This is a genomic window from Pseudomonas sp. 273 (assembly GCF_029201425.1).
Taxonomy (GTDB): domain Bacteria; phylum Pseudomonadota; class Gammaproteobacteria; order Pseudomonadales; family Pseudomonadaceae; genus Pseudomonas; species Pseudomonas delhiensis.
This window is the reverse complement of the sequence record NZ_CP116775.1, coordinates 2,398,283-2,421,913: the sequence shown is the minus strand read 5'-3', so window position 1 is coordinate 2,421,913 and position 23,631 is coordinate 2,398,283. Positions and strand designations below refer to the sequence as shown.

General features: G+C 66.8%; 21 protein-coding genes and 2 pseudogenes. 7 read left to right on the top strand and 16 right to left on the bottom strand.

Annotated elements, in window-relative coordinates:
- Positions 1-12: 12 nt before the first annotated feature.
- From PKO50_RS11620 to sdhC, 5 genes are all read right to left on the bottom strand, one after another.
- Positions 13-2,844, bottom strand: coding sequence for a 2-oxoglutarate dehydrogenase E1 component (locus tag PKO50_RS11620; protein ID WP_109937129.1), 2,832 nt, complete (start codon positions 2,842-2,844; stop codon positions 13-15).
- 251 nt (positions 2,845-3,095) lie between these two features.
- A complete protein-coding gene (locus PKO50_RS11615; protein ID WP_275629762.1) occupies positions 3,096-3,803 on the bottom strand; it encodes a succinate dehydrogenase iron-sulfur subunit in 708 nt (235 codons plus the stop codon).
- 11 nt (positions 3,804-3,814) lie between these two features.
- Positions 3,815-5,587: a succinate dehydrogenase flavoprotein subunit gene (sdhA, locus tag PKO50_RS11610; RefSeq protein WP_275629761.1), complete on the bottom strand. Its 1,773-nt coding sequence runs from the start codon at positions 5,585-5,587 to the stop codon at positions 3,815-3,817.
- Positions 5,588-5,590: 3 nt separating this feature from the next.
- Complete coding sequence (gene sdhD / locus PKO50_RS11605) at positions 5,591-5,959, bottom strand: succinate dehydrogenase, hydrophobic membrane anchor protein (RefSeq protein ID WP_089390389.1); 369 nt, start codon at positions 5,957-5,959, stop codon at positions 5,591-5,593.
- The gene (gene sdhC, locus PKO50_RS11600; RefSeq protein ID WP_167364784.1) at positions 5,953-6,339 is read right to left on the bottom strand and encodes a succinate dehydrogenase, cytochrome b556 subunit; all 387 of its coding nucleotides are present in this window, start codon (positions 6,337-6,339) and stop codon (positions 5,953-5,955) included. Before sdhC ends, sdhD begins: the two co-directional genes overlap by 7 nt.
- 356 nt (positions 6,340-6,695) lie before the next feature.
- Between sdhC and gltA the strand changes: the two genes are divergently transcribed.
- The gene (gene gltA, locus PKO50_RS11595; RefSeq protein ID WP_109937126.1) at positions 6,696-7,982 is read left to right on the top strand and encodes a citrate synthase; all 1,287 of its coding nucleotides are present in this window, start codon (positions 6,696-6,698) and stop codon (positions 7,980-7,982) included.
- 273 nt (positions 7,983-8,255) lie between these two features.
- Here gltA and PKO50_RS11590 read toward each other — a convergent pair whose 3' ends face one another.
- Both PKO50_RS11590 and PKO50_RS11585 read right to left on the bottom strand, forming a co-directional pair.
- Positions 8,256-8,864 (bottom strand): START domain-containing protein, encoded by a 609-nt coding sequence (locus PKO50_RS11590; protein WP_109936150.1) that lies wholly within the window; start codon positions 8,862-8,864, stop codon positions 8,256-8,258.
- A 135-nt stretch (positions 8,865-8,999) separates the two neighbouring features.
- Complete coding sequence (locus PKO50_RS11585) at positions 9,000-9,254, bottom strand: YkgJ family cysteine cluster protein (protein WP_089390387.1); 255 nt, start codon at positions 9,252-9,254, stop codon at positions 9,000-9,002.
- A 175-nt stretch (positions 9,255-9,429) separates the two neighbouring features.
- Between PKO50_RS11585 and PKO50_RS11580 the strand changes: the two genes are divergently transcribed.
- Complete coding sequence (locus PKO50_RS11580; protein WP_275629760.1) at positions 9,430-9,771, top strand: DMT family protein; 342 nt, start codon at positions 9,430-9,432, stop codon at positions 9,769-9,771.
- A 1-nt stretch (position 9,772) separates the two neighbouring features.
- Here PKO50_RS11580 and PKO50_RS11575 read toward each other — a convergent pair whose 3' ends face one another.
- Positions 9,773-10,645, bottom strand: coding sequence for an NAD(P)-dependent oxidoreductase (locus tag PKO50_RS11575; RefSeq protein ID WP_275629759.1), 873 nt, complete (start codon positions 10,643-10,645; stop codon positions 9,773-9,775).
- Between the two features lie 126 nt (positions 10,646-10,771).
- Here PKO50_RS11575 and PKO50_RS11570 point away from each other — a divergent pair, with 126 nt between their 5' ends.
- Positions 10,772-11,311 (top strand): exonuclease domain-containing protein, encoded by a 540-nt coding sequence (locus PKO50_RS11570; protein ID WP_275629758.1) that lies wholly within the window; start codon positions 10,772-10,774, stop codon positions 11,309-11,311.
- Between the two features lie 89 nt (positions 11,312-11,400).
- Positions 11,401-11,682 (top strand): pyrimidine/purine nucleoside phosphorylase, encoded by a 282-nt coding sequence (locus tag PKO50_RS11565; protein WP_275629757.1) that lies wholly within the window; start codon positions 11,401-11,403, stop codon positions 11,680-11,682.
- Positions 11,683-12,071: 389 nt separating this feature from the next.
- Here the strand turns inward: PKO50_RS11565 and PKO50_RS11560 are convergent.
- Positions 12,072-13,052, bottom strand: a pseudogene (locus PKO50_RS11560) (AraC family transcriptional regulator); the annotation flags it as partial.
- A 336-nt stretch (positions 13,053-13,388) separates the two neighbouring features.
- Here PKO50_RS11560 and antA point away from each other — a divergent pair.
- The 3 genes and pseudogenes from antA to antC all read left to right on the top strand — a co-directional run bounded on the left by antA (position 13,389) and on the right by antC (position 16,297).
- Positions 13,389-14,782, top strand: a pseudogene (gene antA, locus PKO50_RS11555) (anthranilate 1,2-dioxygenase large subunit).
- On the top strand, positions 14,779-15,270 hold the full coding sequence (antB, locus tag PKO50_RS11550; RefSeq protein WP_109936973.1) for an anthranilate 1,2-dioxygenase small subunit: 492 nt from the start codon (positions 14,779-14,781) through the stop codon (positions 15,268-15,270). Before antA ends, antB begins: the two are co-directional and overlap by 4 nt.
- A 10-nt stretch (positions 15,271-15,280) precedes the next feature.
- Positions 15,281-16,297 carry an anthranilate 1,2-dioxygenase electron transfer component AntC gene (gene antC / locus PKO50_RS11545; protein WP_109936974.1) on the top strand — a complete coding sequence of 339 codons (1,017 nt, stop codon included), beginning with the start codon at positions 15,281-15,283 and terminating at the stop codon, positions 16,295-16,297.
- 426 nt (positions 16,298-16,723) lie between these two features.
- Here antC and PKO50_RS11540 read toward each other — a convergent pair whose 3' ends face one another.
- The 7 genes from PKO50_RS11540 to PKO50_RS11510 form a co-directional block, all read right to left on the bottom strand.
- Positions 16,724-18,055 (bottom strand): MFS transporter, encoded by a 1,332-nt coding sequence (locus PKO50_RS11540; protein WP_275629756.1) that lies wholly within the window; start codon positions 18,053-18,055, stop codon positions 16,724-16,726.
- A gap of 32 nt (positions 18,056-18,087) precedes the next feature.
- Entirely contained in the window at positions 18,088-19,350 is a 1,263-nt protein-coding gene (locus tag PKO50_RS11535; protein WP_275629755.1) for an OprD family porin, read from the bottom strand.
- Between the two features lie 191 nt (positions 19,351-19,541).
- Complete coding sequence (locus tag PKO50_RS11530) at positions 19,542-20,519, bottom strand: LysR substrate-binding domain-containing protein (RefSeq protein ID WP_275629754.1); 978 nt, start codon at positions 20,517-20,519, stop codon at positions 19,542-19,544.
- A gap of 52 nt (positions 20,520-20,571) precedes the next feature.
- On the bottom strand, positions 20,572-21,558 hold the full coding sequence (locus PKO50_RS11525) for an amidohydrolase family protein (RefSeq protein WP_275629753.1): 987 nt from the start codon (positions 21,556-21,558) through the stop codon (positions 20,572-20,574).
- The gene (locus tag PKO50_RS11520; protein WP_109936979.1) at positions 21,555-22,127 is read right to left on the bottom strand and encodes a 3-hydroxyanthranilate 3,4-dioxygenase; all 573 of its coding nucleotides are present in this window, start codon (positions 22,125-22,127) and stop codon (positions 21,555-21,557) included. The genes PKO50_RS11525 and PKO50_RS11520 overlap by 4 nt, the downstream gene beginning before the upstream one ends.
- 20 nt (positions 22,128-22,147) lie before the next feature.
- Positions 22,148-22,573 (bottom strand): RidA family protein, encoded by a 426-nt coding sequence (locus PKO50_RS11515; protein WP_275629752.1) that lies wholly within the window; start codon positions 22,571-22,573, stop codon positions 22,148-22,150.
- Positions 22,570-23,358 (bottom strand): fumarylacetoacetate hydrolase family protein, encoded by a 789-nt coding sequence (locus PKO50_RS11510; RefSeq protein WP_275629751.1) that lies wholly within the window; start codon positions 23,356-23,358, stop codon positions 22,570-22,572. The genes PKO50_RS11515 and PKO50_RS11510 overlap by 4 nt, the downstream gene beginning before the upstream one ends.
- Positions 23,359-23,631 lie beyond the last annotated feature (273 nt).

The window sequence follows — 23,631 nt, the reverse complement described above, 5'->3', positions numbered from 1 at the left end:
TGCGCGTTGGCGTTAAACGGTGAAGGCGTCTTGCAGCAGTTTTTCCTGCTGCTCGGCGTGCATCGAAGCGTAGCCGCAAGCCGGGGCGGCCGAGCCGTCGCGGCCGGCGTATTCCAGGTTGAGGCCCTTCTTGTGCGCGGCGATGACACGGCGCATGTGGTGCTGCGAGCAGTACCAGGCACCCTGGTTCATCGGTTCTTCCTGGCACCAGACGATGTGCTTGAGGTTCTTGTACTTGGACAGGACCTCGGCCAGGTCGTCTTCCGGGAACGGGTACAGCTGTTCCAGGCGGACGATCGCGATGTTCTCGCGGCCTTCGGCACGGCGCTTCTCCAGCAGGTCGTAGTACACCTTGCCGCTGCACAGGACGATGCGGTCGACCTTCTTCGGATCCAGGCCGTCGATCTCGTCGATGACGGTCTGGAACGAGCCGTTGGCCAGGTCTTCCAGGGTCGAGATGGCCAGCTTGTGGCGCAGCAGCGACTTCGGCGTCATGACGATCAGCGGCTTGCGCAGCGGGCGGATCACCTGGCGGCGCAGCATGTGGTAGACCTGCGCCGGGGTGGTCGGCACGCAGACCTGGATGTTCTGCTCGGCGCACAGCTGCAGGTAACGCTCCAGACGCGCGGAGGAGTGCTCCGGGCCCTGGCCTTCGTAGCCGTGCGGCAGCAGCATGGTCAGGCCGCACAGGCGCTGCCACTTGGTCTCGCCACTGGTGATGAACTGGTCGATCACCACTTGCGCACCGTTGGCGAAGTCACCGAACTGGGCTTCCCAGATCACCAGCGCGTTCGGCGTGGTGGTGGCGTAGCCGTATTCGAACGCCAGTACCGCCTCTTCCGAGAGGTAGGAGTCGTACAGGCTGACGCGCGGCTGGCCGTCGAACAGGTGGGCCAGGGGGATGTAGACCGAGTCGTCCTTCTGGTTGTGCAGCGCCGCATGGCGGTGCGAGAAGGTGCCGCGGCCGACGTCCTGGCCGGTCATGCGCACCGGGTGGCCTTCGAACAGCAGGGTGGCGTAGGCCAGGTTCTCGGCGAAGCCCCAGTTGATCGGCATGCCGCCGGCGGTCATCTTGGCGCGGTCTTCGTAGATCTTCTGCACCTGGCGCTGCATGACGAAACCGTCCGGGGTCTCCAGCAGCTTGTTGGACAGCTCCTGCAGGGTCTTCAGGTCGAAGCGGGTGTCGTGACGCGCGGTCCAGGCGTGACCAACGTACGGACGCCAGTCGACGAAGAGCTCCTTGTTCGGCTCCTTGACCAGGCTTTTCACCACGTGCTGGCCGTTGTCCAGGGCGTCGCGGTACTCGTCGACCTTTTCCTGGGCCTGCTCGGCGGTCTGCACGCCAGCTGCGATCAGCGCGTCGGCATACAGGTCGCGGGTGGTGCGCTGCTTGGCGATCTGCTGGTACATCAGCGGCTGGGTGCCGCTGGGCTCGTCGGCCTCGTTGTGGCCGCGGCGGCGGTAGCAGACCAGGTCGATGACCACGTCACGCTTGAACTGCATGCGGTAGTCGACGGCCAGCTGGGTGACGAACAGCACCGCTTCCGGGTCGTCGCCGTTCACGTGGAAGATCGGCGCCTGGATCATCTTGGCAACGTCGGTCGCGTACTCGGTGGAGCGCGCGTCGTCCTGGCGGCTGGTGGTGAAGCCGACCTGGTTGTTGATCACGATGTGGATGGTGCCGCCGGTCTTGTAGGCACGGGTCTGGGACATCTGGAAGGTTTCCATGACCACGCCCTGCCCCGCGAAGGCGGCGTCGCCGTGGATGGAAATCGGTACCACCTTGTCGCCGTTGCCGTCCTTGCGACGGTCCTGGCGGGCGCGTACCGAACCCTCGACCACCGGGGAGACGATCTCCAGGTGCGAGGGGTTGAAGGCCAGCGCCAGGTGGACTTCGCCACCGCTGGTCATGACGTTGGAAGAGAAGCCCTGGTGGTACTTCACGTCGCCCGAGCCCAGCTCGACCAGCTTCTTGCCTTCGAACTCGTCGAAGAGGTCGCGCGGGTTCTTGCCGAGGGTGTTGACCAGGACGTTCAGACGGCCACGGTGGGCCATGCCGATGACGATTTCCTTGACGCCGTAGGAGCCGGAGCGCTGGATGATCTCGTCGACCATCGGAATCAGGCTTTCGCCGCCTTCAAGACCGAAACGCTTGGTGCCCGGGTACTTGGTGCCCAGGTATTTCTCCAGGCCCTCGGCCGCCGTCAGGCGTTCGAGCAGGTGGGCGCGGGCATCGGCGGAGTAAGCCGGACGACCCCGTACGCTTTCCAGGCGCTGGGCGAACCAGTGGCGCTGCTCGGAATCGACGATGTGCATGAACTCCGCGCCGATGGTGCTGCAGTAGGTCTGCTTCAGCGCATCGAGGATTTCACGCAGGGTGGCCTCTTCCTTGCCGATGTAGAGCTCACCGGTGCGGAAGGTGGTGTCGAGGTCGGCGGCGGTCAGGCCGTAGTGATCCAGCGACAGGTCCGAAGGCGCGGTGCGCACCCAGAGGCCCAGCGGATCGAGCGTCGCGGCCTGATGTCCACGCAGCCGGTACGCCAGGATCAGGCGCAGGACTTCGACCTGTTTCTTCTCGTGCTCGGTGCTGACGCTGCCGGCGGAAACGGGCGCAGCGCGGCGCTGGTTCTTGGCCAGGAGCACGAAATGATCACGGATGGAGGAATGCGAGACGTCGGGGGCGGGATTGCCGTCGGCAGGGAGCTTCTGGAAGTACGTGCGCCACTCTTCTGGCACAGCGTTCGGGTCGTGCAGGTAGAGCTCGTAGAGCTCTTCGACGTAGGCAGCGTTCCCACCGGATAGATGGGCACTGTTCCACATCCGCTGCATTACGCTTTCGTGCATGCTTGGTCACCCTCGGTAAGGGGACTCCACCTGATGGAACTCTCGGGAGACCCAGCCCTGTTGCAGCGACTGGTAGCCACAAAGGTTCCCGCAGATAGTCCGGGTACCAGCCCGGATGCCCCTGCTGGTCATATATACGTTTTCAGAGTCAGAACCCCGGCTTTGTGGGCTGGGGCCCGTTGCAACCGTACCGCCGGACAATGTTCCGGCGGCACGGGTATTGCTCTTTCCGCATGCGGCAGCGAGTGGGATCAGGTCCCGCTCTGCAGCAGCATGTTGCGAATGTGACCGATGGCCTTGGTAGGGTTCAGGCCTTTCGGGCAGACATTCACGCAGTTCATGATCCCACGGCAACGGAACACGCTGAACGGATCGTCCAGGCTGGCCAGGCGAGCCTGGGTCTCCGTGTCACGGCTGTCGGCCAGGAAACGATAGGCCTGCAGCAGCGCAGCGGGGCCGAGGAACTTGTCCGGGTTCCACCAGAACGACGGGCAGGAGGTCGAGCAGCAGGCGCACAGGATGCACTCGTACAGACCGTCCAGCTTTTCGCGCTCTTCGGGGGTTTGCAGGCGTTCGATCGCCGGCGCGGCATACTTGTTCTGCAGGTACGGCTTAACGCTCTCGTACTGCTTGTAGAAGATGCGCATATCGACGACCAGGTCACGGATCACCGGCAGGCCCGGCAGCGGACGCAGCACCAGCTTGCCGCCCTTCAGGCCGGCGGCCGACAGCGGAGTGATGCAGGCCAGGCCGTTCTTGCCATTGATGTTCATACCGTCGGAGCCGCAGACGCCCTCGCGGCAGGAACGACGGTAGGAGAAGCCCTCGTCCTGTTCCTTGATCAGCGCCAGCACGTCCAGGACCATCACGTCCTTGCCCTGGGTATCGACGTCGAAGTCCTGCATGTACGGTGCAGCGTCCTTCTCCGGGTTGTAGCGGTAAACACTTACTTTCAACATGACGGGCACCCTTAGTAAGTACGAACCTTGGGTTCGAATGCCGGAACGGTCTTCGGCGCGAAGTTGACGGCACGCTTGGCAACGCGCTTCTCACCCGGGAAGTACAGGGTGTGGCACAGCCAGTTCTCGTCGTCGCGCTCCTCGAAGTCTTCGCGGGCATGGGCGCCGCGGGACTCTTTGCGGTTTTCGGCCGCGATGGCGGTGGCTTCGGCCACCTCGAGGAGGTTCTGCAGTTCCAGCGCTTCGATGCGCGCGGTGTTGAAAGCCTGGCTCTTGTCGTTGATCTTGACGTTGGCGATGCGATCGCGCAGGTCAGCCAGTTGGGCGATACCCTTCTGCATGTATTCGCCGGTACGGAATACACCGAAGTAGTTCTGCATGCACTGCTGCAGTTCGCGCTTGAGCGGGGCGACTTCTTCGCCGCTGGTGCGCTCGTTCACGCCGTTCAGGCGCTTGAAGGAGGCTTCCAGGTCGGACTCGGAGGCGCCGCGGTGCTCGATGCCCTCTTTCAGGGCCTTTTCCAGGTGCAGGCCGGTGGCGCGGCCGAAGACCACCAGGTCGAGCAGCGAGTTGCCGCCCAGGCGGTTGGCGCCGTGCACCGATACGCAGGCGACTTCGCCGACCGCGAACAGGCCTTCGATGATGGTGTCGTTGCCGTTGGCGTCCATGGTCAGGGCCTGGCCATGGATGTTGGTGGCGACGCCGCCCATCATGTAGTGGCAGGTCGGGATGACCGGGATGGGCGCGACCACCGGGTCGACGTGGGCGAAGGTCTTGGACAGTTCGCAGATGCCGGGCAGGCGGCTGTGCAGGACTTCCTCGCCGAGGTGGTCGAGCTTCAGCAGCACGTGGTCCTTGTTCGGGCCCACGCCGTTGCCGGCGATCACTTCCTTGACCATGGAGCGTGCGACCACGTCGCGGCCGGCCAGGTCCTTGGCGTTCGGCGCGTAACGCTCCATGAAGCGCTCGCCATGGGCGTTGATCAGGTAGCCGCCTTCACCACGGCAACCTTCGGTGACCAGTACACCGGCGCCGGCGATGCCGGTCGGGTGGAACTGCCACATCTCGATGTCCTGCACCGGTACGCCGGCGCGCAGGGCCATGCCCACGCCGTCGCCGGTGTTGATCAGGGCGTTGGTGGTGGAGGCGTAGATGCGGCCCGCACCGCCGGTGGCCAGGACCACGGCCTTGGAGCGGATATAAATGGTGTCGCCGCTCTCGATGTCGATGGCGATGATGCCGACCACGTGGCCGTCCTGGTTCTTCACCAGGTCGACGGCGTACCACTCGTTGAGGAAGGAGGTGCCGTTCTTCAGGTTGGCCTGGTACAGGGTGTGCAGCAGGGCGTGACCGGTACGGTCGGCCGCGGCGCAGGTACGGGCGGCCTGGCCACCCTTGCCGAAGTCCTTGGACTGGCCACCGAACGGACGCTGGTAGATGCGGCCCTGCTCGGTACGGGAGAACGGCAGGCCCATGTGTTCCAGCTCGAACACGGCTTCCGGGCCGACGGAGCACATGTATTCGATGGCGTCCTGGTCACCGATGTAGTCGGAGCCCTTGACGGTGTCGTACATGTGCCAGCGCCAGTCGTCGTTCGGGTCGGCCGAGGCGATGGCGCAGGTGATGCCGCCCTGGGCGGAAACGGTGTGCGAGCGGGTCGGGAAGACCTTGGTCACCACGGCGGTCTTGTGGCCGCCCTGGGCCAGTTGCAGCGCGGCACGCATGCCGGCGCCGCCGCCACCAACGATGATGGCGTCGAAGGAGAGAGTGCGAATGCTTGCCATGGATCAGTTACCCCAGAGAATCTGCACACCCCAGACGAAGAATGCGAACATGGCCATGCCGCATACCGCCTGGACGAGGAAACGCACGATGGTCGCGGGCTTGCCCAGCGCCATCTGAGTCAGGTAGTCGGTGGTGATGGTCCACATGCCGACCCAGGCGTGCACGCTCAGGGCAACCAGCGTGAGAAGACTGAAGATCTTCATCAGGCTGTGGGAGAACAGACCATGCCACTCCTCGTAGGAAATGTTCGGGTGTGCGATCAGGTAACCCAGCAGGAAAAGCACATAAGCCGCGAGAACGACCGCAGAAACGCGTTGGGCCATCCAGTCGTAGAGGCCGGAACGCGAGAAGTTAGTGACGTTAGTTACCATACCCAGACCCCCGCCAGAACGATCAGCACCACGGCAATGGCGATGACGATTTTCGAACCACGCTTGCCACCTTCCAGCGTCTCGCCGATACCTGCGTCCATGACGAGGTGACGAATGCCGGCTACCAGGTGGTACAGCAGCGCGGAGAGCAGGCCCCAGATCACAAGCTTGGCCAACGGATGGGCCAGACACGCCTTCACCTGCTCGAAGCTGTCTTCCGATGCCAGGGACTTGTCGAGCGCGAACAGCAGCACGGCAATGCCCACGAACAGGATGACGCCAGAGATGCGGTGGAGAATGGACGTGTAAGCAGTGACAGGGAGTTTGATGGTCCTTAGGTCTAGGTTTACAGGTCGTTTGCTATTCACGGCTTTTTTCACACTGAGAGCCCTTCGAATTGCAGGGCTAGTTGTCGGGAGGTGCACTTGTCAGGTACCCATCACCTTCGGGAGTGACAACCGCCTGTGGAGCGAGGCCTGGAGGGCCCCAGCGGCTGGTCGCCGAGTATAGACAGTTAGGCTCCTAATGACAACGGAATCGCCTTCGCCTAAGGACTTATTGCCGCACCCCGGGAAAAGGCGTAAATAGGCGATTTTTTTCGCCAAAACAGGCAGTTGGAGGGGCTGTCAGGCACCACTTCTTGCAAATTGACAATCGGATTTATCTCTCTATAGTGGTGCGGGCCCTGCGTGGGGGGTCGTACAGATGATTTCAAGCATTAATAGGAGGCCTAATCATGGCTGACAAGAAAGCGCAGTTGATCATCGAGGGCGCAGCCCCCGTCGAACTGCCCGTCCTCTCCGGCACGCTGGGCCCCGATGTAGTGGATGTGCGGGGTCTGACCTCCACGGGCCACTTCACGTTCGATCCTGGCTTCATGTCCACCGCCTCCTGCGAGTCGAAGATCACTTATATCGACGGCGACAAGGGCGTGCTGCTGCACCGCGGCTATCCGATCGAGCAACTGGCCGAGAAATCCGACTACCTGGAAACCTGCTACCTGCTGCTCAAGGGCGAACTGCCCACCGCCGAGCAGAAGGAACAGTTCGTCGGCACCATCAAGAACCACACCATGGTTCACGAGCAGCTGAAGACCTTCTTCAACGGCTTCCGCCGCGATGCCCACCCGATGGCCATCATGTGCGGCGTGATCGGCGCCCTCTCCGCCTTCTACCACGACTCCCTGGACATCAATAACCCCAAGCACCGCGAGATTTCCGCGCACCGCCTGGTCGCCAAGATGCCGACCATCGCCGCCATGGTGTACAAGTACTCCATGGGTCAGCCGATGATGTATCCGCGCAACGACCTGAGCTACGCAGAAAACTTCCTGCACATGATGTTCAACACCCCCTGCGAGACCAAGCCGATCAGCCCCGTGCTGGCCAAGGCCATGGACCGCATCTTCATCCTGCACGCCGACCACGAGCAGAACGCCTCGACCTCGACCGTGCGCCTGGCCGGCTCCTCCGGCGCCAACCCGTTCGCCTGCATCGCCTCCGGCATCGCCGCCCTCTGGGGCCCGGCCCACGGTGGCGCGAACGAAGCGGTACTGCGCATGCTGGACGAGATCGGTGACGTTTCGAACATCGAGAAGTTCGTGGCCAAGGCCAAGGACAAGAACGATCCGTTCAAGCTGATGGGCTTCGGCCACCGCGTGTACAAGAACTTCGACCCGCGCGCCAAGGTCATGAAGCAGACCTGCGACGAGGTGCTCAGCGAGCTGGGCATCAACGACCCGCAGCTGGAACTGGCCATGAAGCTGGAAGAGATCGCCCGCCACGACCCCTACTTCGTGGAGCGCAACCTCTACCCGAACGTGGACTTCTACTCGGGCATCATCCTCAAGGCCATCGGCATCCCGACCAGCATGTTCACCGTGATCTTCGCCCTGGCACGTACCGTGGGCTGGATCTCGCACTGGCAGGAAATGCTCTCCGGCCCGTACAAGATCGGCCGCCCGCGCCAGCTGTACACCGGCTACACCCAGCGCGACTTCGTCGAGCTCGGCGCTCGCAAGTAAGTCCCGCCGGGATGGGAAAAGGCTGCTTCGGCAGCCTTTTTCTTTTATGGCGCCGAGCCATGCACCCGTAGGGCGCATAACGCCTACGGCGTTATCCGCCGTCCTGCCGGGCGCCGGCGTTCCGGCTGGCCTACCGGTTGCCAGAAGGCACGGCATTTCCCTGTAGGAGCGGACTCCGTCCGCGATTGCCCCCAGGCTGCGCCGGACCATCCGGTAACCCCCGCCATGCAAAAGGCCGCCCAAAGGCGGCCTCTTCGACGCGAACGCCCAGCCTCAGCGCTTCTCGGCAGCCGCGCGCAACCCCTTCAGGGTATTCATCGGCGCGTCCACCACGAAGCTGTTGGCCAGCCAGGACGGGATGCTGCCACCCGGCTCGGTCTGCACCTGGTAGGTCACCTCGGTGACGCCCGTGCCCTTGGGCACCAGCTTCCATTCGCCGACCAGCTTGGGCACGCGGATCTCGCCCTTCTCTTCGGGGATGTAGGTCGGCTCGGCCTGCAGGTGGCGGATGAGGCCGCCGTCGGCGGTCTTCTCTGTGCTCACGTGGATCACCACGTCGCGGCCGGTCACGGGCCAGGGCATGTCGATCTTCGAGTAGGTCCAGGAGTTGTCGCCCTCGCTCTTGAGCAGGCGCATCTCGGCGCAGGCGTGGATCCACTTGCAGGAGCCCTTCACGTCTTCCTGCAGGGCGTTGATGCTGGCCACGTCGGCCTTGATGTCGACCACGCCGCGGTAGGCCTTGTACTTCGAGCCCGGGACGCTGCTCAGGTAGACCTTGACGCCGTCCTCGTCCTTGGCCAGTTGCCAATCCTCGGCCATGGCGGCGCCACAGGCGCCCAGCAGGGCGGCACTCAACAGGGTCATACGCAGGATGCCACGCATCGTCATCTTCCTCTGGTTATTGTTGGTCTGGCCGGGCCGGCCAAGCGCCGGGCCCGTGCAAATCCGCGATCCTGAGCGGTTCGGCAGTCAGGATGGGCGCCAGTATGGCCCCTGAAAACGTGACTTCCAAGTCACTCAGGCGGCGGTGATCCGTTCCCATTCGGCGAGGATACGCAGGGCTTCCCCGTTGCTGCTGCCGCAGACCTCGGCATCGGCGTCGAAGGCCGCGCAGACCGCCGGGCGCTCGGGCCGGCCGAACAGGCGGCAGAGGTTGCGCTCGTCCAGTTGCACGCAACGCACGCCCGCGGGCTTGCCGCCGGGCATGCCGGGGATGGGCGAGGAGATCGACGGCGCCACGCAGCAGGCGCCACAACCGGCACGGCATTGCATCGTTGCAGGGCTCTCGGAAGGGTGCGACAGGGATGGCGCACCGCAGGGCCGGTGCGCGGCGCGGAGGATAAGCCCAGCGGCGCCCGCCGCCAAGGGCCTTGCATCGCCTGCTGCCCCTTGGCGGCGCGGGCGCGGCGATTTAGGCTGGCGCCCTCCTCACCTCCGAGAGCTCCCCATGCCGGTCTGGGCCCAAACCGCCACCCTCCTGGCGTTCTCCAACCTGTTCATGACCTTCGCCTGGTACGGCCACCTGAAGACGCTGAACACCAAGCCCTGGATCATCGCCGCCCTGGTCAGCTGGGGCATCGCGCTGTTCGAGTACCTGCTGCAGGTGCCGGCCAACCGCATCGGCTATACCACGCTGTCGGTGGGCCAGCTGAAGATCATGCAGGAGGTCATCACCCTGGCGGTATTCGTGCCCTTCAGCGTGTTCTTCATGCAGCAGCCGCTGAAGCTGGACTACCTCTGGGCCGGCCTGTGCCTGCTGGGCGCGGTCTACTTCATCTTCCGCAGCTGATTCAGGCGCGCGGCTTCAGCCGGCTGATCAGGCTCGAGGTGTCCCAGCGCCCGCCACCGGCGGCCTGCACCTCGGCGTAGAACTGGTCGACCAGCGCCGTCACCGGCAACTGCGCGCCATTGTGCCGCGCCTCGTCGAGCACGATGGCGAAGTCCTTGCGCATCCAGTCCACGGCGAAGCCGAAGTCGAAGCGCCCTTCCAGCATGCTCTTGTGGCGGTTCTCCATCTGCCAGGACTGCGCCGCGCCCTTGCTGATGACCTCGATGGCGGCCTCGCCGTCCAGGCCGGCGCACCGGGCGAAATGCAGGGCCTCGGACAGCCCCTGGAGCAGGCCGCCGATGCAGATCTGGTTGACCATCTTGGTCAGTTGCCCGGCGCCGCTGTGGCCCATCAGCCGGACCATCCGCGCATAGGCGGCGATCACCGGCTCGGCGCGCCGGTAGAAGGCCTCCTCGCCGCCCACCATCACCGTCAGCACGCCGTTCTCGGCGCCGGCCTGGCCGCCGGACACCGGCGCGTCGAGGAAGCCCAGCTCGCGCTCGGCGGCCTGCACCGCCAGCTCGCGGGCCACCGCCGCCGAGGCCGTGGTGTGGTCGACGAACACGCTGCCCGGCTGCATCCCGGCGAGAGCGCCATCGGGCCCCAGCACCACGCTGCGCAGGTCATCGTCGTTGCCCACGCAGCACATCACGAATTCCGCCTGCGCCGCGGCCTCGCGCGGCGTCGGCGCGGAACTGCCGCCGTGCTCGGCGACCCACTGCGCGGCGCGCGCCGGCGTGCGGTTGTAGACGCAGACCTCATGCCCCTTGGCCTGCAGATGCCCGGCCATGGGGTAGCCCATGACGCCCAGGCCGATGAACGCGACTTTCGCCATGGCTCCAGCTCCCTGTTGTCGATCGGGCTAGCCTAGCAGCGGTTTGCCGAGCCCCGAAAGGCCTTCCATACTGCATGCCAGGCGCCGCCCCTGCGGCCCACCGTCCCACTCGCGCGAGCAGGCCCTATGCCCCACTGGCTGGTGATCGACCTGGAAGCCACCACCGAGGAAGGTGGCTGGCCGGTCGAGGAAATGGAGATCATCGAGATAGGCGCGACCCTGGTGGCCGCCGCAGACGGCCGCGAGCTGGACCACTTCCAGCGCTTCGTGCGGCCGCAGCGCCGTCCGCTGCTGACCAGCTTCTGCCGCGAACTCACGCACATCAGCCAGGCCGACGTCGACGGCGCCGCGCCGCTGGCCGAGGTCTGGCCGCAGTTCGAACGCTGGCTCGCGCAGCACAGCCCGCGCCTGGCCGGCTGGGCCAGCTGGGGCGACTACGACCGCCACCAGCTGGAACTGGAATGGCGCAACCAGCGCATCGCCAGCCACCTCAACCAGGTGCCGCACCTGAACCTCAAGCAGCGCTTCGCCCAGGCCCGCCAGCTCAAGCGCCCGGTGGGCCTGAACACCGCGCTGCAACTGGCCGGCCTGCACTTCCAGGGCCAGCAGCACCGCGCCCTGGAAGACGCCCGCAACACCGCCCGGCTGCTGCCCCTGGCGCTGTGAAGGCCGCGTAGTGACGCTGCCCACCGCCTTGGGCATACTGGCGCTCCTTTTTTCGCCCTCCCCTACCCCCTGTTGCAGGAGCAGCCCCCATGTTCAAGGTCAACGAGTACTTCGACGGCACCGTCAAATCCATCGCCTTCGGCATGAACGAAGGCCCGGCCACCATCGGCGTCATGGCCCCCGGCGAGTACGAATTCGGCACCAGCCAGCAGGAGATCATGCACGTGGTCGCCGGCGCCCTGACCGTCAAGCTGCCGGGCAGCGACGAGTGGGAAACCTTCGCCGCGGGCAGCCAGTTCACCGTGCCGGGCAACAGCAAGTTCCAGCTGAAGGTCGCGGTGGATACCGCTTACCTGTGCGAATATCGCTGAGTTCGAGCGGTGTTTGAAGAAACCGGCCCCTGGGGCCGGTTTTTTATTGGTGGAATGCAATGTAGGAGCGAGCTTGCTCGCGAATGGTGTTCTACCGGTGGCTGCTGTGTTTGGCTTAGGCACGTCCCCTCTCCCCAGCCCTCTCCCTGAAGGGAGAGGGGGCTTGTCCGTGCCGAGAGAAGGCCAGGTTTCAGCCGGCAACTTTCGGGGCTGCCGGCTAACTCCAGAGCACCAGCGTCTGCCCAACGGTCCCCTCTCCCTTCAGGGCGGGGCGCGCAGCCGAGGGTTAGGGAGAGGGAGCGGGTACGCCCGAGTGCAGGAGTAACCGGGAAGCGCCACTCGCGAGCAAGCTCGCGCCTACATCCCCCTCTCCCACTCAAGCCATGCAACCGCTGCTGCGTCGCGCTGGGCGTCTCGCCGAACAGCTTGCGGTAGTCGCCGGCGAAGCGCCCCAGGTGGGCGAAGCCCCAGCCCAGGGCGATCTCGGAGATGCTGCGGGAAGCGCCGCTGGCGAGGATGTCCTGGCGCACCCCGTGCAGGCGGTAGTGTTTCAGGTAGGTCATGGGGGCGCTGCCGAAGTACTTGCGGAAGCCCTCGAACAGCTTGAAGCGCGACACCCCGGCGGCCGCTTCCAGGTCGTCCAGGCACAGGGCCTCGCGGGCATGGGCGTGGATGTGCTCGCGGGCGCGCAGCAGGTAGTGCGGCACCTTCTCGGCCAGGCACTGGCGCAGCGCCTCGCTGTAGTTGTTCGGCTGGGCGAGGATCAGCCCCTTGAGCAGCGCGCGCTCCAGGTCGCGGCTGAAGAAGGCCTGGCCGAACAGCTCGCTCAGCTCCATCTCCTCGTTCAGGTGGCGGACCATGCGCCACCAGGCCGCCGCCGCGCCGTCCCGGGCGTCCATCTCCGGCTCGAACACCAGGGGCCGCTCGGCCGGGCGCTGGAGCATCTCCTCCAGGGTGCGGCGCATGGCCAGCAGCGGGATCACCACCTGCAGCTTGCGGCAGTCGCCGGTGATGTTCAGCTCCTGGCTCTGGTTGGGCGAGACGATCACCCCGCGCTGCGGGTTCGACTGCAGGTAGCGCCCGGCCACGCTCAGCTCCTGCTCGCCGACCAGCGGCAGGCTCAGGCTGTAGCTGTTGAAGCGCTCGGTCTCGACGATGCCGATGGTCACCTCGGTGCCGTACTCGATGCAGCCCAGGGTGGTGGACATGCCCTTGAGCACGCTGCCGCTGTGCTGGAAGCGCACCGCCTCGGGCCGCCCGGCGTGCAGGCGGTGGGGCCCGCAGATGCTCGACATCCAGTTGCGGGCGGCGGTGAGGTCGAGACGGTCGGCGTGGATGTCACGGAAGCGAGCGGGGTTCTTCGGGTTCATCGCTGGGCACTCACGGCTTGTTCGGGGCGGCTCTGGCGGCGCTTGCGCCCAGTGTGCAGCAAGACGCGTACCTGCAGGCCACGGATCGTCGGCAAAGCCTCAGTATGCGGATAGTGTTCGCCCACTTTCCGGACCATCACCCTCCTTCCGGCACCCCGCCCGCGCCCTCCGCTGCCAGCCGGCGCACCGCGGCTGGGCAGCATCTACCCAGCCCGTGCGCCGCGGTGTTACCAGGCCGCCAATTTTGCGGATCGCCTTCCCTCACTGGGCGGATAGACCGCCAGGGCGCGCCGGCCGTGAAATGGAACCACCGATCCGCCCGATGGGACAACAACAATGAACGCACCAAGCAAGAGCCTTGCACAGTGGCAGGACTACATCCGTGGCTGCCTGGACTTCCGCCCCGCCGAAGGGGTGTACCGCATCGCCCGGGACATGTTCACCGAGCCGGAACTGTTCGACCTGGAGATGGAGCTGATCTTCGAGAAGCAGTGGATCTACGCCTGCCACGAAAGCGAGATCGCCAACCCCAACGACTTCGTCACCCTGCGCGCCGGGCGCCAGCCGATGATCATCACCCGCGACGCCGGCGGCCAGCTGAACGCGCTGATCAACGCCTGCCAGCACCGCGGCGCTACCCTCACCCGGGTGTGCAAGGGCAACCAGTCCACCTTCACCTGCCCCTTCCACGCCTGGTGCTACAAGAGCGACGGCCGCCTGGTGAAGGTCAAGGCCCCCGGCGAGTACCCGGCGGACTTCGACAAGGCCAGCCGCAGCCTGAAGAAGGCCCGCATCGAAAGCTACAAGGGCTTCGTCTTCATCAGCCTCGACGTCAATGCCACCGACACCCTGGAAGATTTCCTCGGCGACGCGAAGGTCTTCTTCGACATGATGGTGGCGCAGTCCCCCAGCGGCGAGCTGGAAGTGCTGCCGGGCCGCTCCGCCTACACCTTCGAGGGCAACTGGAAGCTGCAGAACGAGAACGGCCTGGACGGCTACCACGTCAGTACCGTGCACTACAACTACGTGGCCACCGTGCAGCACCGCCAGCAGGTCAACGTCGAGAACGGCACGGCCAGCGGCACCCTGGACTACAGCAAGCTCGGCGCCGGCGACGCGCAGACCGACGACGGCTGGTTCAGCTTCCGCAACGGCCACAGCGTGCTGTTCAGCGACATGCCCAACCCCACCGTGCGCCCCGGCTACGCCAGCGTGATGCCGCGCCTGGTCGCCAAACACGGCCAGGCCAGGGCCGAGTGGATGATGCACCGCCTGCGCAACCTGAACATCTACCCCAGTCTGTTCTTCATGGACCAGATCAGCTCGCAGCTGCGCATCGTCCGCCCCATCGCCTGGAACAGGACCGAAGTCATCAGCCAGTGCATCGGCGTCAAGGGCGAGTCGGACCAGGACCGCGAGAACCGCATCCGCCAGTTCGAGGACTTCTTCAACGTCTCCGGCATGGGCACGCCGGACGACCTGGTGGAATTCCGCGAGCAGCAGCGCGGCTTCCAGGGCCGCCTGGAACGCTGGAGCGACATCTCCCGCGGCCAGGGCAAATGGCTCGAGGGGCCACGCCGAACAGCGAAACCCTGGGCATCGCGCCCGTGCTCACCGGCACCGAACTCACCCACGAAGGCCTCTACGTCAACCAGCACCAGCACTGGCAGCGCTTCCTGCTCGACGGCCTGGAACGCAAGGCCCTGCAACCGAAGGAGGTGCAGGCATGAACGCGCAACTGCAATACCGGGTGGAACAGTTCCTCTACCGCAACGCCGAGCTGTGCGACGCCCAGGACTGGGACGGCTACCTGGCGATGTTCAGCGAAGACAGCGAGTTCCACGTCCCGCAGTGGGATTCCGAGCACGTCTACACCACCGACCCCAGGCGCGGCATGTCGCTGATCTACTACGCCAGCCGCGCCGGCCTGGAGGACCGGGTGTTCCGCATCCGCACCGGCAAGGCCGCCTCCACCATCCCCATGCCGCGCACCCTGCACGGCATCGACAACGTGCGCCTCCGCGAGCTGGACAGCGGCGAGCTGGAAGTGCGCGCCAACTGGCACACGCTGTTCTACCGCCTGGAAAGCCCCGGGCAGTTCTTCGGCCACGCCACCTACCGCCTGCGCCCGGCCGGCGAGAGCTGGCTGATCGCCCGCAAGCACGTGCTGCTGCTCAACGACCGCATCGACTCGGTGCTCGACTTCTACCACCTGTGAGGATGGCCCGATGAACCACAAGGTCGCCTTCAGCTTCGCCGACGGCAAGACGCTGTTCTTCCCCGTGCAGGGCAACGAGATCCTCCTCGACGCCGCGCTGCGCAACGGCATCAAGATCCCCCTGGACTGCCGCGAGGGCGTCTGCGGCACCTGCATGGGCCGCTGCGAGTCCGGCCGTTACGAAATGGACTACGCCGACGAGGAAACCCTCTCCCCCGAGGACCTGGCCCAGCGCAAGATCCTCAGTTGCCAGACCCGCGTGCAATCCGACGCCGCGTTCTACTTCGACTTCGACTCCAGCCTGTGCAGCGCCGCGGGCCCGGCCAGCCATCGCGGCGTGGTCAGCGGCGTCGAGCAGGTCTCGGCAAGCACCGCCATCCTGCGCCTGCAGGTGGAGGGCCCGGCGCCGGACTACCTGCCCGGCCAGTACGCCCGCCTGCACGTGCCGGGCACCGACGCGGTGCGCTCCTACTCCTTCGCCAACCGGCCGGGCGCCGGCAACCCGCTGCAGTTCCTCATCCGCCTGCTGCCCGACGGCGCCATGAGCAACTACATCCGCGAGCGCTGCCAGGTGGGCGACGTCATCCCCTTCGAGGCGCCGCTGGGCACCTTCTACCTGCGCCACGTCGAACGCCCGCTGCTGCTGGTGGCCGGCGGCACCGGCCTGTCGGCCTTCCTCGGCATGCTCGACGAACTGGCCGAAGCCGGCGGCTGCGGCCAGCCGGTGCACCTGTACTACGGCGTGCGCCAGGCGGCGGACCTCTGCGAGCTGGAGCGCATCGCCGCCTACGCCGAGCGCATCCCCGGCTTCGCCTTCACCCCGGTGATCAGCGACGACGACGGCTGGGACGGCAAGCGCGGCTACGTCACCGGGCACTTCGACGCCACGGCCCTGCGCGATGCGCCCTTCGACATGTACCTGTGCGGCCCACCGCCGATGGTCGAGTCGGTGAAGGACTGGCTGCAGGCGCAGGGGCTGGAGAACGGCCGGCTGTACCTGGAGAAGTTCACCCAGAGCAACAGCTGAGTTCCGGTAGCAACGAAAAGGCCCGCTCGCGGGCCTTTTTTCATGCAGGGCACCGCGCGGGGCGGTTTATCGCGGACGGAGTCCGCTCCTACGGCGGCTCCAAGGTTCGGCGTAGGGCGCATAACGCCTACGGCGTTATCCGCCGCTTGGCCTGGGCCCCAGGCGGCTTCGGGGCTGGTCTTGGCGTGGATTGTGGCCTGGGTGTATCGGCGTATAACCGCGAACGGTTATACGCCCTACATCACGGTCGAACCCGGCGTAGGGCGCATAACGCCTACGGCGTTATCCGCCGCTTGGCCCGGGCCCCAGGCGGCTTCGGGGCTGGCCTTGGCGTGGGTTGTGGCCTGGGTGTATCGGCGTATAACCGCGAACGGTTATACGCCCTACGTCATGGTCGAGCCCGGCGTTATCCGATCGGACCTGGCGTCAGGCCATCTGCGCCGCGCGGGAGCGGGTCAGCGTCATGGCGAACAGCGCCAGGCCGGCCAGCAGCACCGGCAGCGCGATCCACAGGAAGAACAGCTGCAGGCCACCCGCCGCGGCGAACAGCCAGGCGCCCAGCGAGGAACCGATGATGGAGCCGGCGCGCCCGGCGCTCAGGGCCCAGGCCACGCCGGTGGCGCGGGCGTGGGTCGGGTAGAAGGTGGCGGCGAGGATGCTCAGGTTGTTCAGCGCGCCGGTCAGGGTGAAGCCGACCACGAAGACCATCAGCAGCAGCGCCGTGGCATGGCCCAGCTGGGTGCCGGTCAGCGCCAGGGCGACGGCCGCGGCCAGGCACAGCGGCGGCAGCACCCGGTTCGCGCCGACGCGGTCCATCAGCATGGCCATGGCGATGCCGCCCACCACCCCGCCGAACGGCAGCATGGAGGCGATGCGCGCGGTCTGGCCGAGGGCGTAGCCGCTGTCGCGGAGGATGGTCGGCAGCCAGCTGGTCAGCAGGTAGAAGACGAACAGGCAGCAGAAGAACGTCAGCCACAGCATCAGGGTGCGCAGGGCGCGGCCGTCGGTGAACAGCGAGGACACCGGCGAACGCGCCTGGCCGCGGGGCTCGTCGCCGAGCAGCTCGACGGCCGCCCAGTCGCGGCTGCCGCCGATACGCTCGAGAATGGCCCGCAGGCGCTCGACCAGCGCCGGCTTGCCGGCCATGAAGCAGATCGACTCCGGCAGCGCCAGCCAGAGCGCCGGCAGCAACACCAGCGGCGCCAGCCCGCCGCACAGCAGCAGCCCCTTCCAGCCCACCAGCGGCAACAGCATGGCCGCCACCCAGCCGCCCAGGGCCAGGCCGAGGGTGAAGCCGGAATAGCTGAGCGTCACCAGCAGCATGCGCCGCCGCGCCGGGGAGTATTCCGAGCTGAGGGTGATGGCGTTGGGCAGCACGCCGCCCAGGCCGATGCCGGTGAAGAAGCGCAGGACGGTGAGCACCTCGATGTTCGGCGCCAGGGCACAGGCCAGGGTGCCTAGGGCCACGATCAGCAGGCTCAGCAGCAGCACCAGCTTGCGCCCGTGGCGGTCGGCCACCGGGCCGAAGCCGACGCTGCCCACCAGCATGCCGAACAACCCGGCGGCGAAGGCCGGGGCCAGCTGGGCGCGCTCGATGCCCCAGTCACGCACCAGTTCGGGGGCGATGTAGCCGATGGCGGCGGTGTCGAAACCATCGAGCACCACTACCAGGAAGCACAGCAGCAACACGCGGATCTGCAGGGCGGACAGCGGACTGTTGTCGATCACGTCGCTGACGCGCAGGGTTTGTCTGTTCATGGGGTTCTTCTCGTTGCTAGGGGTGGGCCGGCTCAGAAGAGCTTCCAGGTGTAACTGAGGATCAGGCGGTTCTCGTCGATGTCGGTGAGGTAGTTGGAACGGGCCATGGCGTTGCGCAGGCGGATGTTCAGCCCGGCCAGCGGGCCGCCCTGCAGCGTGTAGGCCAGTTCCAGGTCGCGCTCGCGGTCACGGCCCTCGAAGCCCCTGCCGGTGTCGACGTTGCTGCCGCGCAGGTAGCGCAGCGTGGTGCTCAGGCCGGGGATGCCGAGGGCGGCGAAGTCGTAGTCGTGGCGCACCTGCCAGGAACGCTCGTCGGCCGAGGCGAACTGGAAGGTGGGCACTTCGTTGCCCAGCGGCGCGACGTTGGGGAACACCCGCGGGAAGCCGTCGTCGCCGAACATGCCCTGGTAGCCGACGTAGAAGGTGTGCCCGCCGCGCCTGGCCGAGAGCAGCGCGTAGAAGGCGCGGTTGTCCAGGTTGCCGAGCAGGCGCTTGCCATCCTCCTTGGCGTCGTAGAAGCCGAGGTTGCCGCCCAGCACCCAGTCGCCGGCGGGCTGGCTGTGCCTGAGGCCGAGGAAACCCTGGCGGTAGATGTCTTCCAGCTGGCCGTACCAGAGGCTGGCGCGGGTGCGCTTGGCGTTGAAGTCGTAGTCGCCGCCGGCGAAGTTGAAGGCGTCGCTTTCCACCTGGCGGTAGGGCGTCGCGCCGACCATCGCCTGCAGGTCGCTGGTGCCGGCCTCGTTGCGCACGCTGTAGGACTTCAACCGGCCCGCCTGCACGGCCAGGCCGGGAATCTCGGCGGAAGCCAGCATGGCGCCCTGGTAGGTGGGCGGCAGCAGGCGGTTGTCGCTGGCCGGCAGCACCGGCAGGTTGGGCTGCAGCTCGCCGAGCTTGAGTTCGCTGCGCGAGACCTTCGCCTTCAGCGCCATGCCCAGGCGGCTGTAGTCGTCCGGCGCGCGACCGTCGCCGTCCACCGGCAGCAGCCCGCTGTTGGTCCGCTCCGGGCTGCTGTCCAGCTTCAGGCCGAGCAGGCCGATGGCGTCCAGGCCAAAGCCCACGGGCCCCGGCGTGTAGCCGGAACGGAAGTCGAGGATGAAGCCCTGGGCCCACTCCTCCGTCTTCGATTGCGGGTTGGCGCCGACGATGTCCGAGTAGTCGCGGCTGAAGTAGTAGTTGCGCGCCTGCAAGGTGGCGCTGGCGCCCTCGACCAGGCCCTCGCCGGCCTCTACCTGCGGTAGCGCCGCCAGGGTGCCCGAAGCCAACGCGGCCCAGGACAGGTTGCGTGGATTGCTCATGTTCTTTGCGCTCTTGTAGTTGTTGTAGGCAAATACTTCCCCCAGGCCGCCCGCAGGCGGCCTACGAAGGAAGGTCGTCGTCGCCGCGGACCGGGCGGCCGGTCCACGCCATTAGCGACCAGTCGAGTGAGCGGGGCTATCCGCTTAGTCGACGGCCTGCATCCGCTGATTGCGAATGTGCAACAGCACCGTCACACCGGTGATCGTGCCTCCGGGGGCTCGGCGCCCTGCTCCGCGCTGGCGATCCCCAGGCACTCGCGGAACAACCGCGCCGCCGGCCCCAGCTCACGTTCGCCGGGGTGGAAGCAGCCGATGTCGCCGAAGCGCAGCGGCATGCCCAGCTCGAAGGCCCGCACGCCACCGGGTTGCGCCAGTTGCCGGGCGGTCTCCAGGGGCAGCAGGCCGACGGTCCGCTGGTCCTGCATCAGCGCGACGTTGGTCAGTACCGACAGCGACTCGATGACGTTGCCCGGCAGCGCCAGGCCGGCCCGGGTGAACAGCCGGTCCACCGTCTGCCGCAGCAGCGAGCCGGGCGGCGGCAGCACCCAGGGGCAATCGTGCAGGTCGGCCAGGCCCAGCCCCGCCCTGCCATGCAGCGGGTGCTCCTGGCCGCCGACGATGCACAGGCGCTCCTCGTAGAGCACGTCCACGCCCAGTGAGCGAGCCTCGCCGCGCACTGGCCAGTCGTCCGGAACGCGGCCCACCACCAGGTCGACCTCGCCACCGATCAACGCCGGGAACAACTGGTCGAACTGGCCGACGCGCACCGACACCAGCACCTTCGGCGCGCGCGCCTTGAGCAGGCGCAAGGCATGCGGCAGCAAGGACGTGGAGGCGGAAATCAGGGTGCCCACCACCACGTGCCCGGAGGTACCTTCGCGGAAGGCCTCCACCTCGTCGCCCAATGCGCGCAGCTCGGCGAGCATCGAGCGCGCCCGGCGCAATACCAATTCGCCGAGCTCGGTGACGCTGACGCCACGGTTGCCGCGCTCCAGCAGCGGCGCGTCGAAGTACGACTCCAGTTCGTGGATGACCTTGGTCACCGCCGGCTGGGTCATGTTCAGCACCTGGGCGGCCCGCAGCAGCGAGCCGCTCTGCGCTACCTGGTCGAACACAACCAGCTGGTAGAACTTCAGTTTGCGCGCGACGGATACGACGCTGGATTTCATCTGGCACCTCGTTCTGGCCGGCCGTTGCGCCGACACCCTGCCATGGAAGCTCTCAGAGGCCGAAGAAGGCCCTCGCATTGCCGGCGCAGATGCGCGCCTTGTCGGTTTCGCCCAGCAGCGGGTGCTCCAGCACGCCGGCGCCGATGCTCTGTTCGCCCAGCGGGAAAGGCGAGTCGGAGCCGAGCATCACCCGGTCGGCGCCCATCACCTCCACCAGCAGGCGCAGCGCGCCGGGGTCGAACACCGCCGAGTCGACGAAGAAGCGCTTCACGTAGCTGGAGGGCAGTTGCGGGCAGTCCTCGCGGACGATGTCGCGGTGGCGCCAGGCGTTGTCCACCCGCCCGAGCAGGAAGGCGAAGGCGCCGCCGCCGTGGGCGAAGCAGATGCGCAGCGACTCGGGCAGGCGCTCGAAGGCGCCGGAGAGGATCAGCGAGAGGATGCCCAGCTGGGTCTCCGCCGGCATCGCCACCAGCCAGGGCAGCATCCACTTCTTCATGCGCTCGCGGCCCAGCATGTCCCAGGGGTGCACCAGCAGCGGGATGCCCTCCTGCGCACAGTGGCGCAGGAAGGTCTCCAGCCCGGCGTCGTCCAGGTCGCGCTCGCCGACGTGGTTGCCGATCTGCACGCCGACGTGGCCGCAGGCCTTGGCGCGGCTGGCCTCGCGGCAGGCGGCGTCGATGTCCTGCAACGGCACCTGGGCCAGCACCTTGAGACGCTCCGGGGCGATGGCGGCCATCTCCAGGGCGCGGTCGTTCATCAACTGCGCCCAGGGCAGCGCGCGCTCGATGGGCTGGTCGTAGCCGAACATCACCGGGGTGGCGCACATCACCTGGACGTCCAGGCCCTGTTCGTCCAGGTGCTCCAGGCGCCGCTGCGGGTCCCAGAGCACGTCGTGCACCGGGCGGAACGGCTTGTCGCCGAGCATGATCTGCCCGTGCCGGCCCTCGGTGCGCAGCCAGGGCGCGCGCTGCGGGTGCAGGCGAGCGGCCTCGGCCTGGGTGATGGGCGGGAAGAAGTGCGAGTGGATGTCGATCTTCATACGCTGTGGAACTCGTTGAGTGTCTTGTGCCAGGCCTGCCAGTCGCGGCCCGGGTGGATCTCGCCGCATTCGCGGCAGCGGCGTTCCTCGTCGGAGGTGGCGTAGAACTGCTCGTACACCGGCGGCAGGTCGGCGACGATGCTCTGCAGCTGCATTTCGTAGCGCTTGACCAGGCAACCGCAGCGCGCGCAGGACCATTGCAGGGCATCGTGCCGGCCCTGCGGGCGGCGGTGCTCGATCACCAGGCACAGGCTGCCGGGCTCGGGGCGCTGCGGCGAATGGATGACGTGCGGGGCCATCAGGTAGATGTCGCCCTCCTTGAGGTCCACCCGCTCGTAGCGGCCGCGGTCCCAGATGTTCAGGTAGGCGTTGCCCTTGAACTGGTAGAAGAACTCTTCCACCGGGTCGTCGTGGAAGTCGGTGCGCTGGTTGGGCCCGCCGACCACAGTGACCATGTAGTCGCTGCCCTGCCAGATCTGCTGGTTGTTCACCGGCGGCTGCAGCAGGTGGGCGTGCTCGTCGAGCCAGCGGTTGAAATTGAAGGGGGCGCTGAAGTGGTGCTTGTCCATTGTTGTTCTCTCCCAGCGGTTCAACGGGGGCGCGGCGCATAAGCCACGGCCTTGATCTCGATGCGCAGGTGCGGGTGCGGCAGCTGGTGCACTGCCACGGTGGTGCGGGTCGGGCCGTTCTCGTCGAAGTACTCGGCGTAGACCTGGTTGTAACCGCCGAAGTCATTCATATCGACGAGGAAGGCGCTGATCTCGACGACGTCCGCCAGGCTGGCGTGTTCGCTGGCGAGGATGTCGCGGATGTTCTCGATCACCGCGCGGGTCTGCGCGCGGATGTCCAGGTTGGTGGTGCCCATGGCGTCCACCTCGACGCCGACGAAGCTGTTGTCCGGGCGCCGCGAGCTGGTGCCGGAGACGAAGAGGAAGTCGCCGGCGCGCTTGATGTGCGGGAAGCGCCCGCGCGGGGTGGCCTTGCCGGCGACCACGGTGGCTTTGTTGTCGCTCATGCTGCTGCTCCTTGATCGTTGCGCACGCTGAAACTGCTCTGCCCCAGGCCCTGGACCTCGACGCTGACGTGCATGCCGGGCCGCACGGCCTCGGCGGCGGTGGCGGCGCCGGCCATCACCAGGCTGCCGGCGGGCAGTTCGATCTGCGCCTGGTGCAGCAGGCGCGAAGCCTGCACCAGGCTGCGCAGCGGATTGCCGAGGATGGCGGCCGTGGAGCCGGCCTGGACCACGCGGCCGTCCAGGCGCAGCACCACGCCGGCGTTGGCCAGCCCGGCGAAGTCCCGCGACCAGGGGCCGACGGTGAGGCCGGCGGAGGAGCAGTTGTCCGCCACCACGTCCTCCAGGCTGAACTTGAAGGCCTGGTAGCGCGAGTCGATGATCTCCAGCGCCGGGGCCACGGCCTCCAGGTAGTCGGCCGCCTCCAGCAGGGTCAGCGGGCGGTCGATGGCGCGGCGGGTGAGGAAGCAGACCTCCGGCTCGACGCGCGGGTGGATGTAGCGGGCCAGGTCCACCAGGCCGCCGTCCTCTTCCAGCATGGCGTCGGTGAGCCAGCCCCAGATCAGGCTGTCGACGCCCATCTGGACCATCTTGGCGCGGCTGGTGAAGCCCAGCTTGACGCCGATGCCGCGCTCGCCGTCGTCATAGCGGCGCTGCATGGAGGCGCGCTGGATGCGGTAGGCGTCGTCCAGGCTGAATGGCGCGCTGGCGCTGAACTGCGCCAGGGGTTCGGCATGCCGCGCGGCCTGGTCGAGGGCCTGGGCGATGCGGGGGATATCGGTGCTCATATGCTGTACTCCTGCGGATTACGCTTTTCGTAGGATCGAGGGGGCGCCTAGCCCCTGCTCGCGAACCTGGCCCCGCTGCGGAGTCGGTTCGCGAGCAAGCTCGCTCCTACAGTCGAGGGGGCCCACCGTAGGAGCGGACCTTGTCCGCGATAGCCGGAGGTTCCGGCGCGATTCGCGGATGAGATCCGCTCCTACGGGTTGCCCCGACACCGTGCCTTTGTAGGAGCGCGCCCTGCGCGCGAATCGCAGGCAGGGCCTGCTCCTACAGTCGGG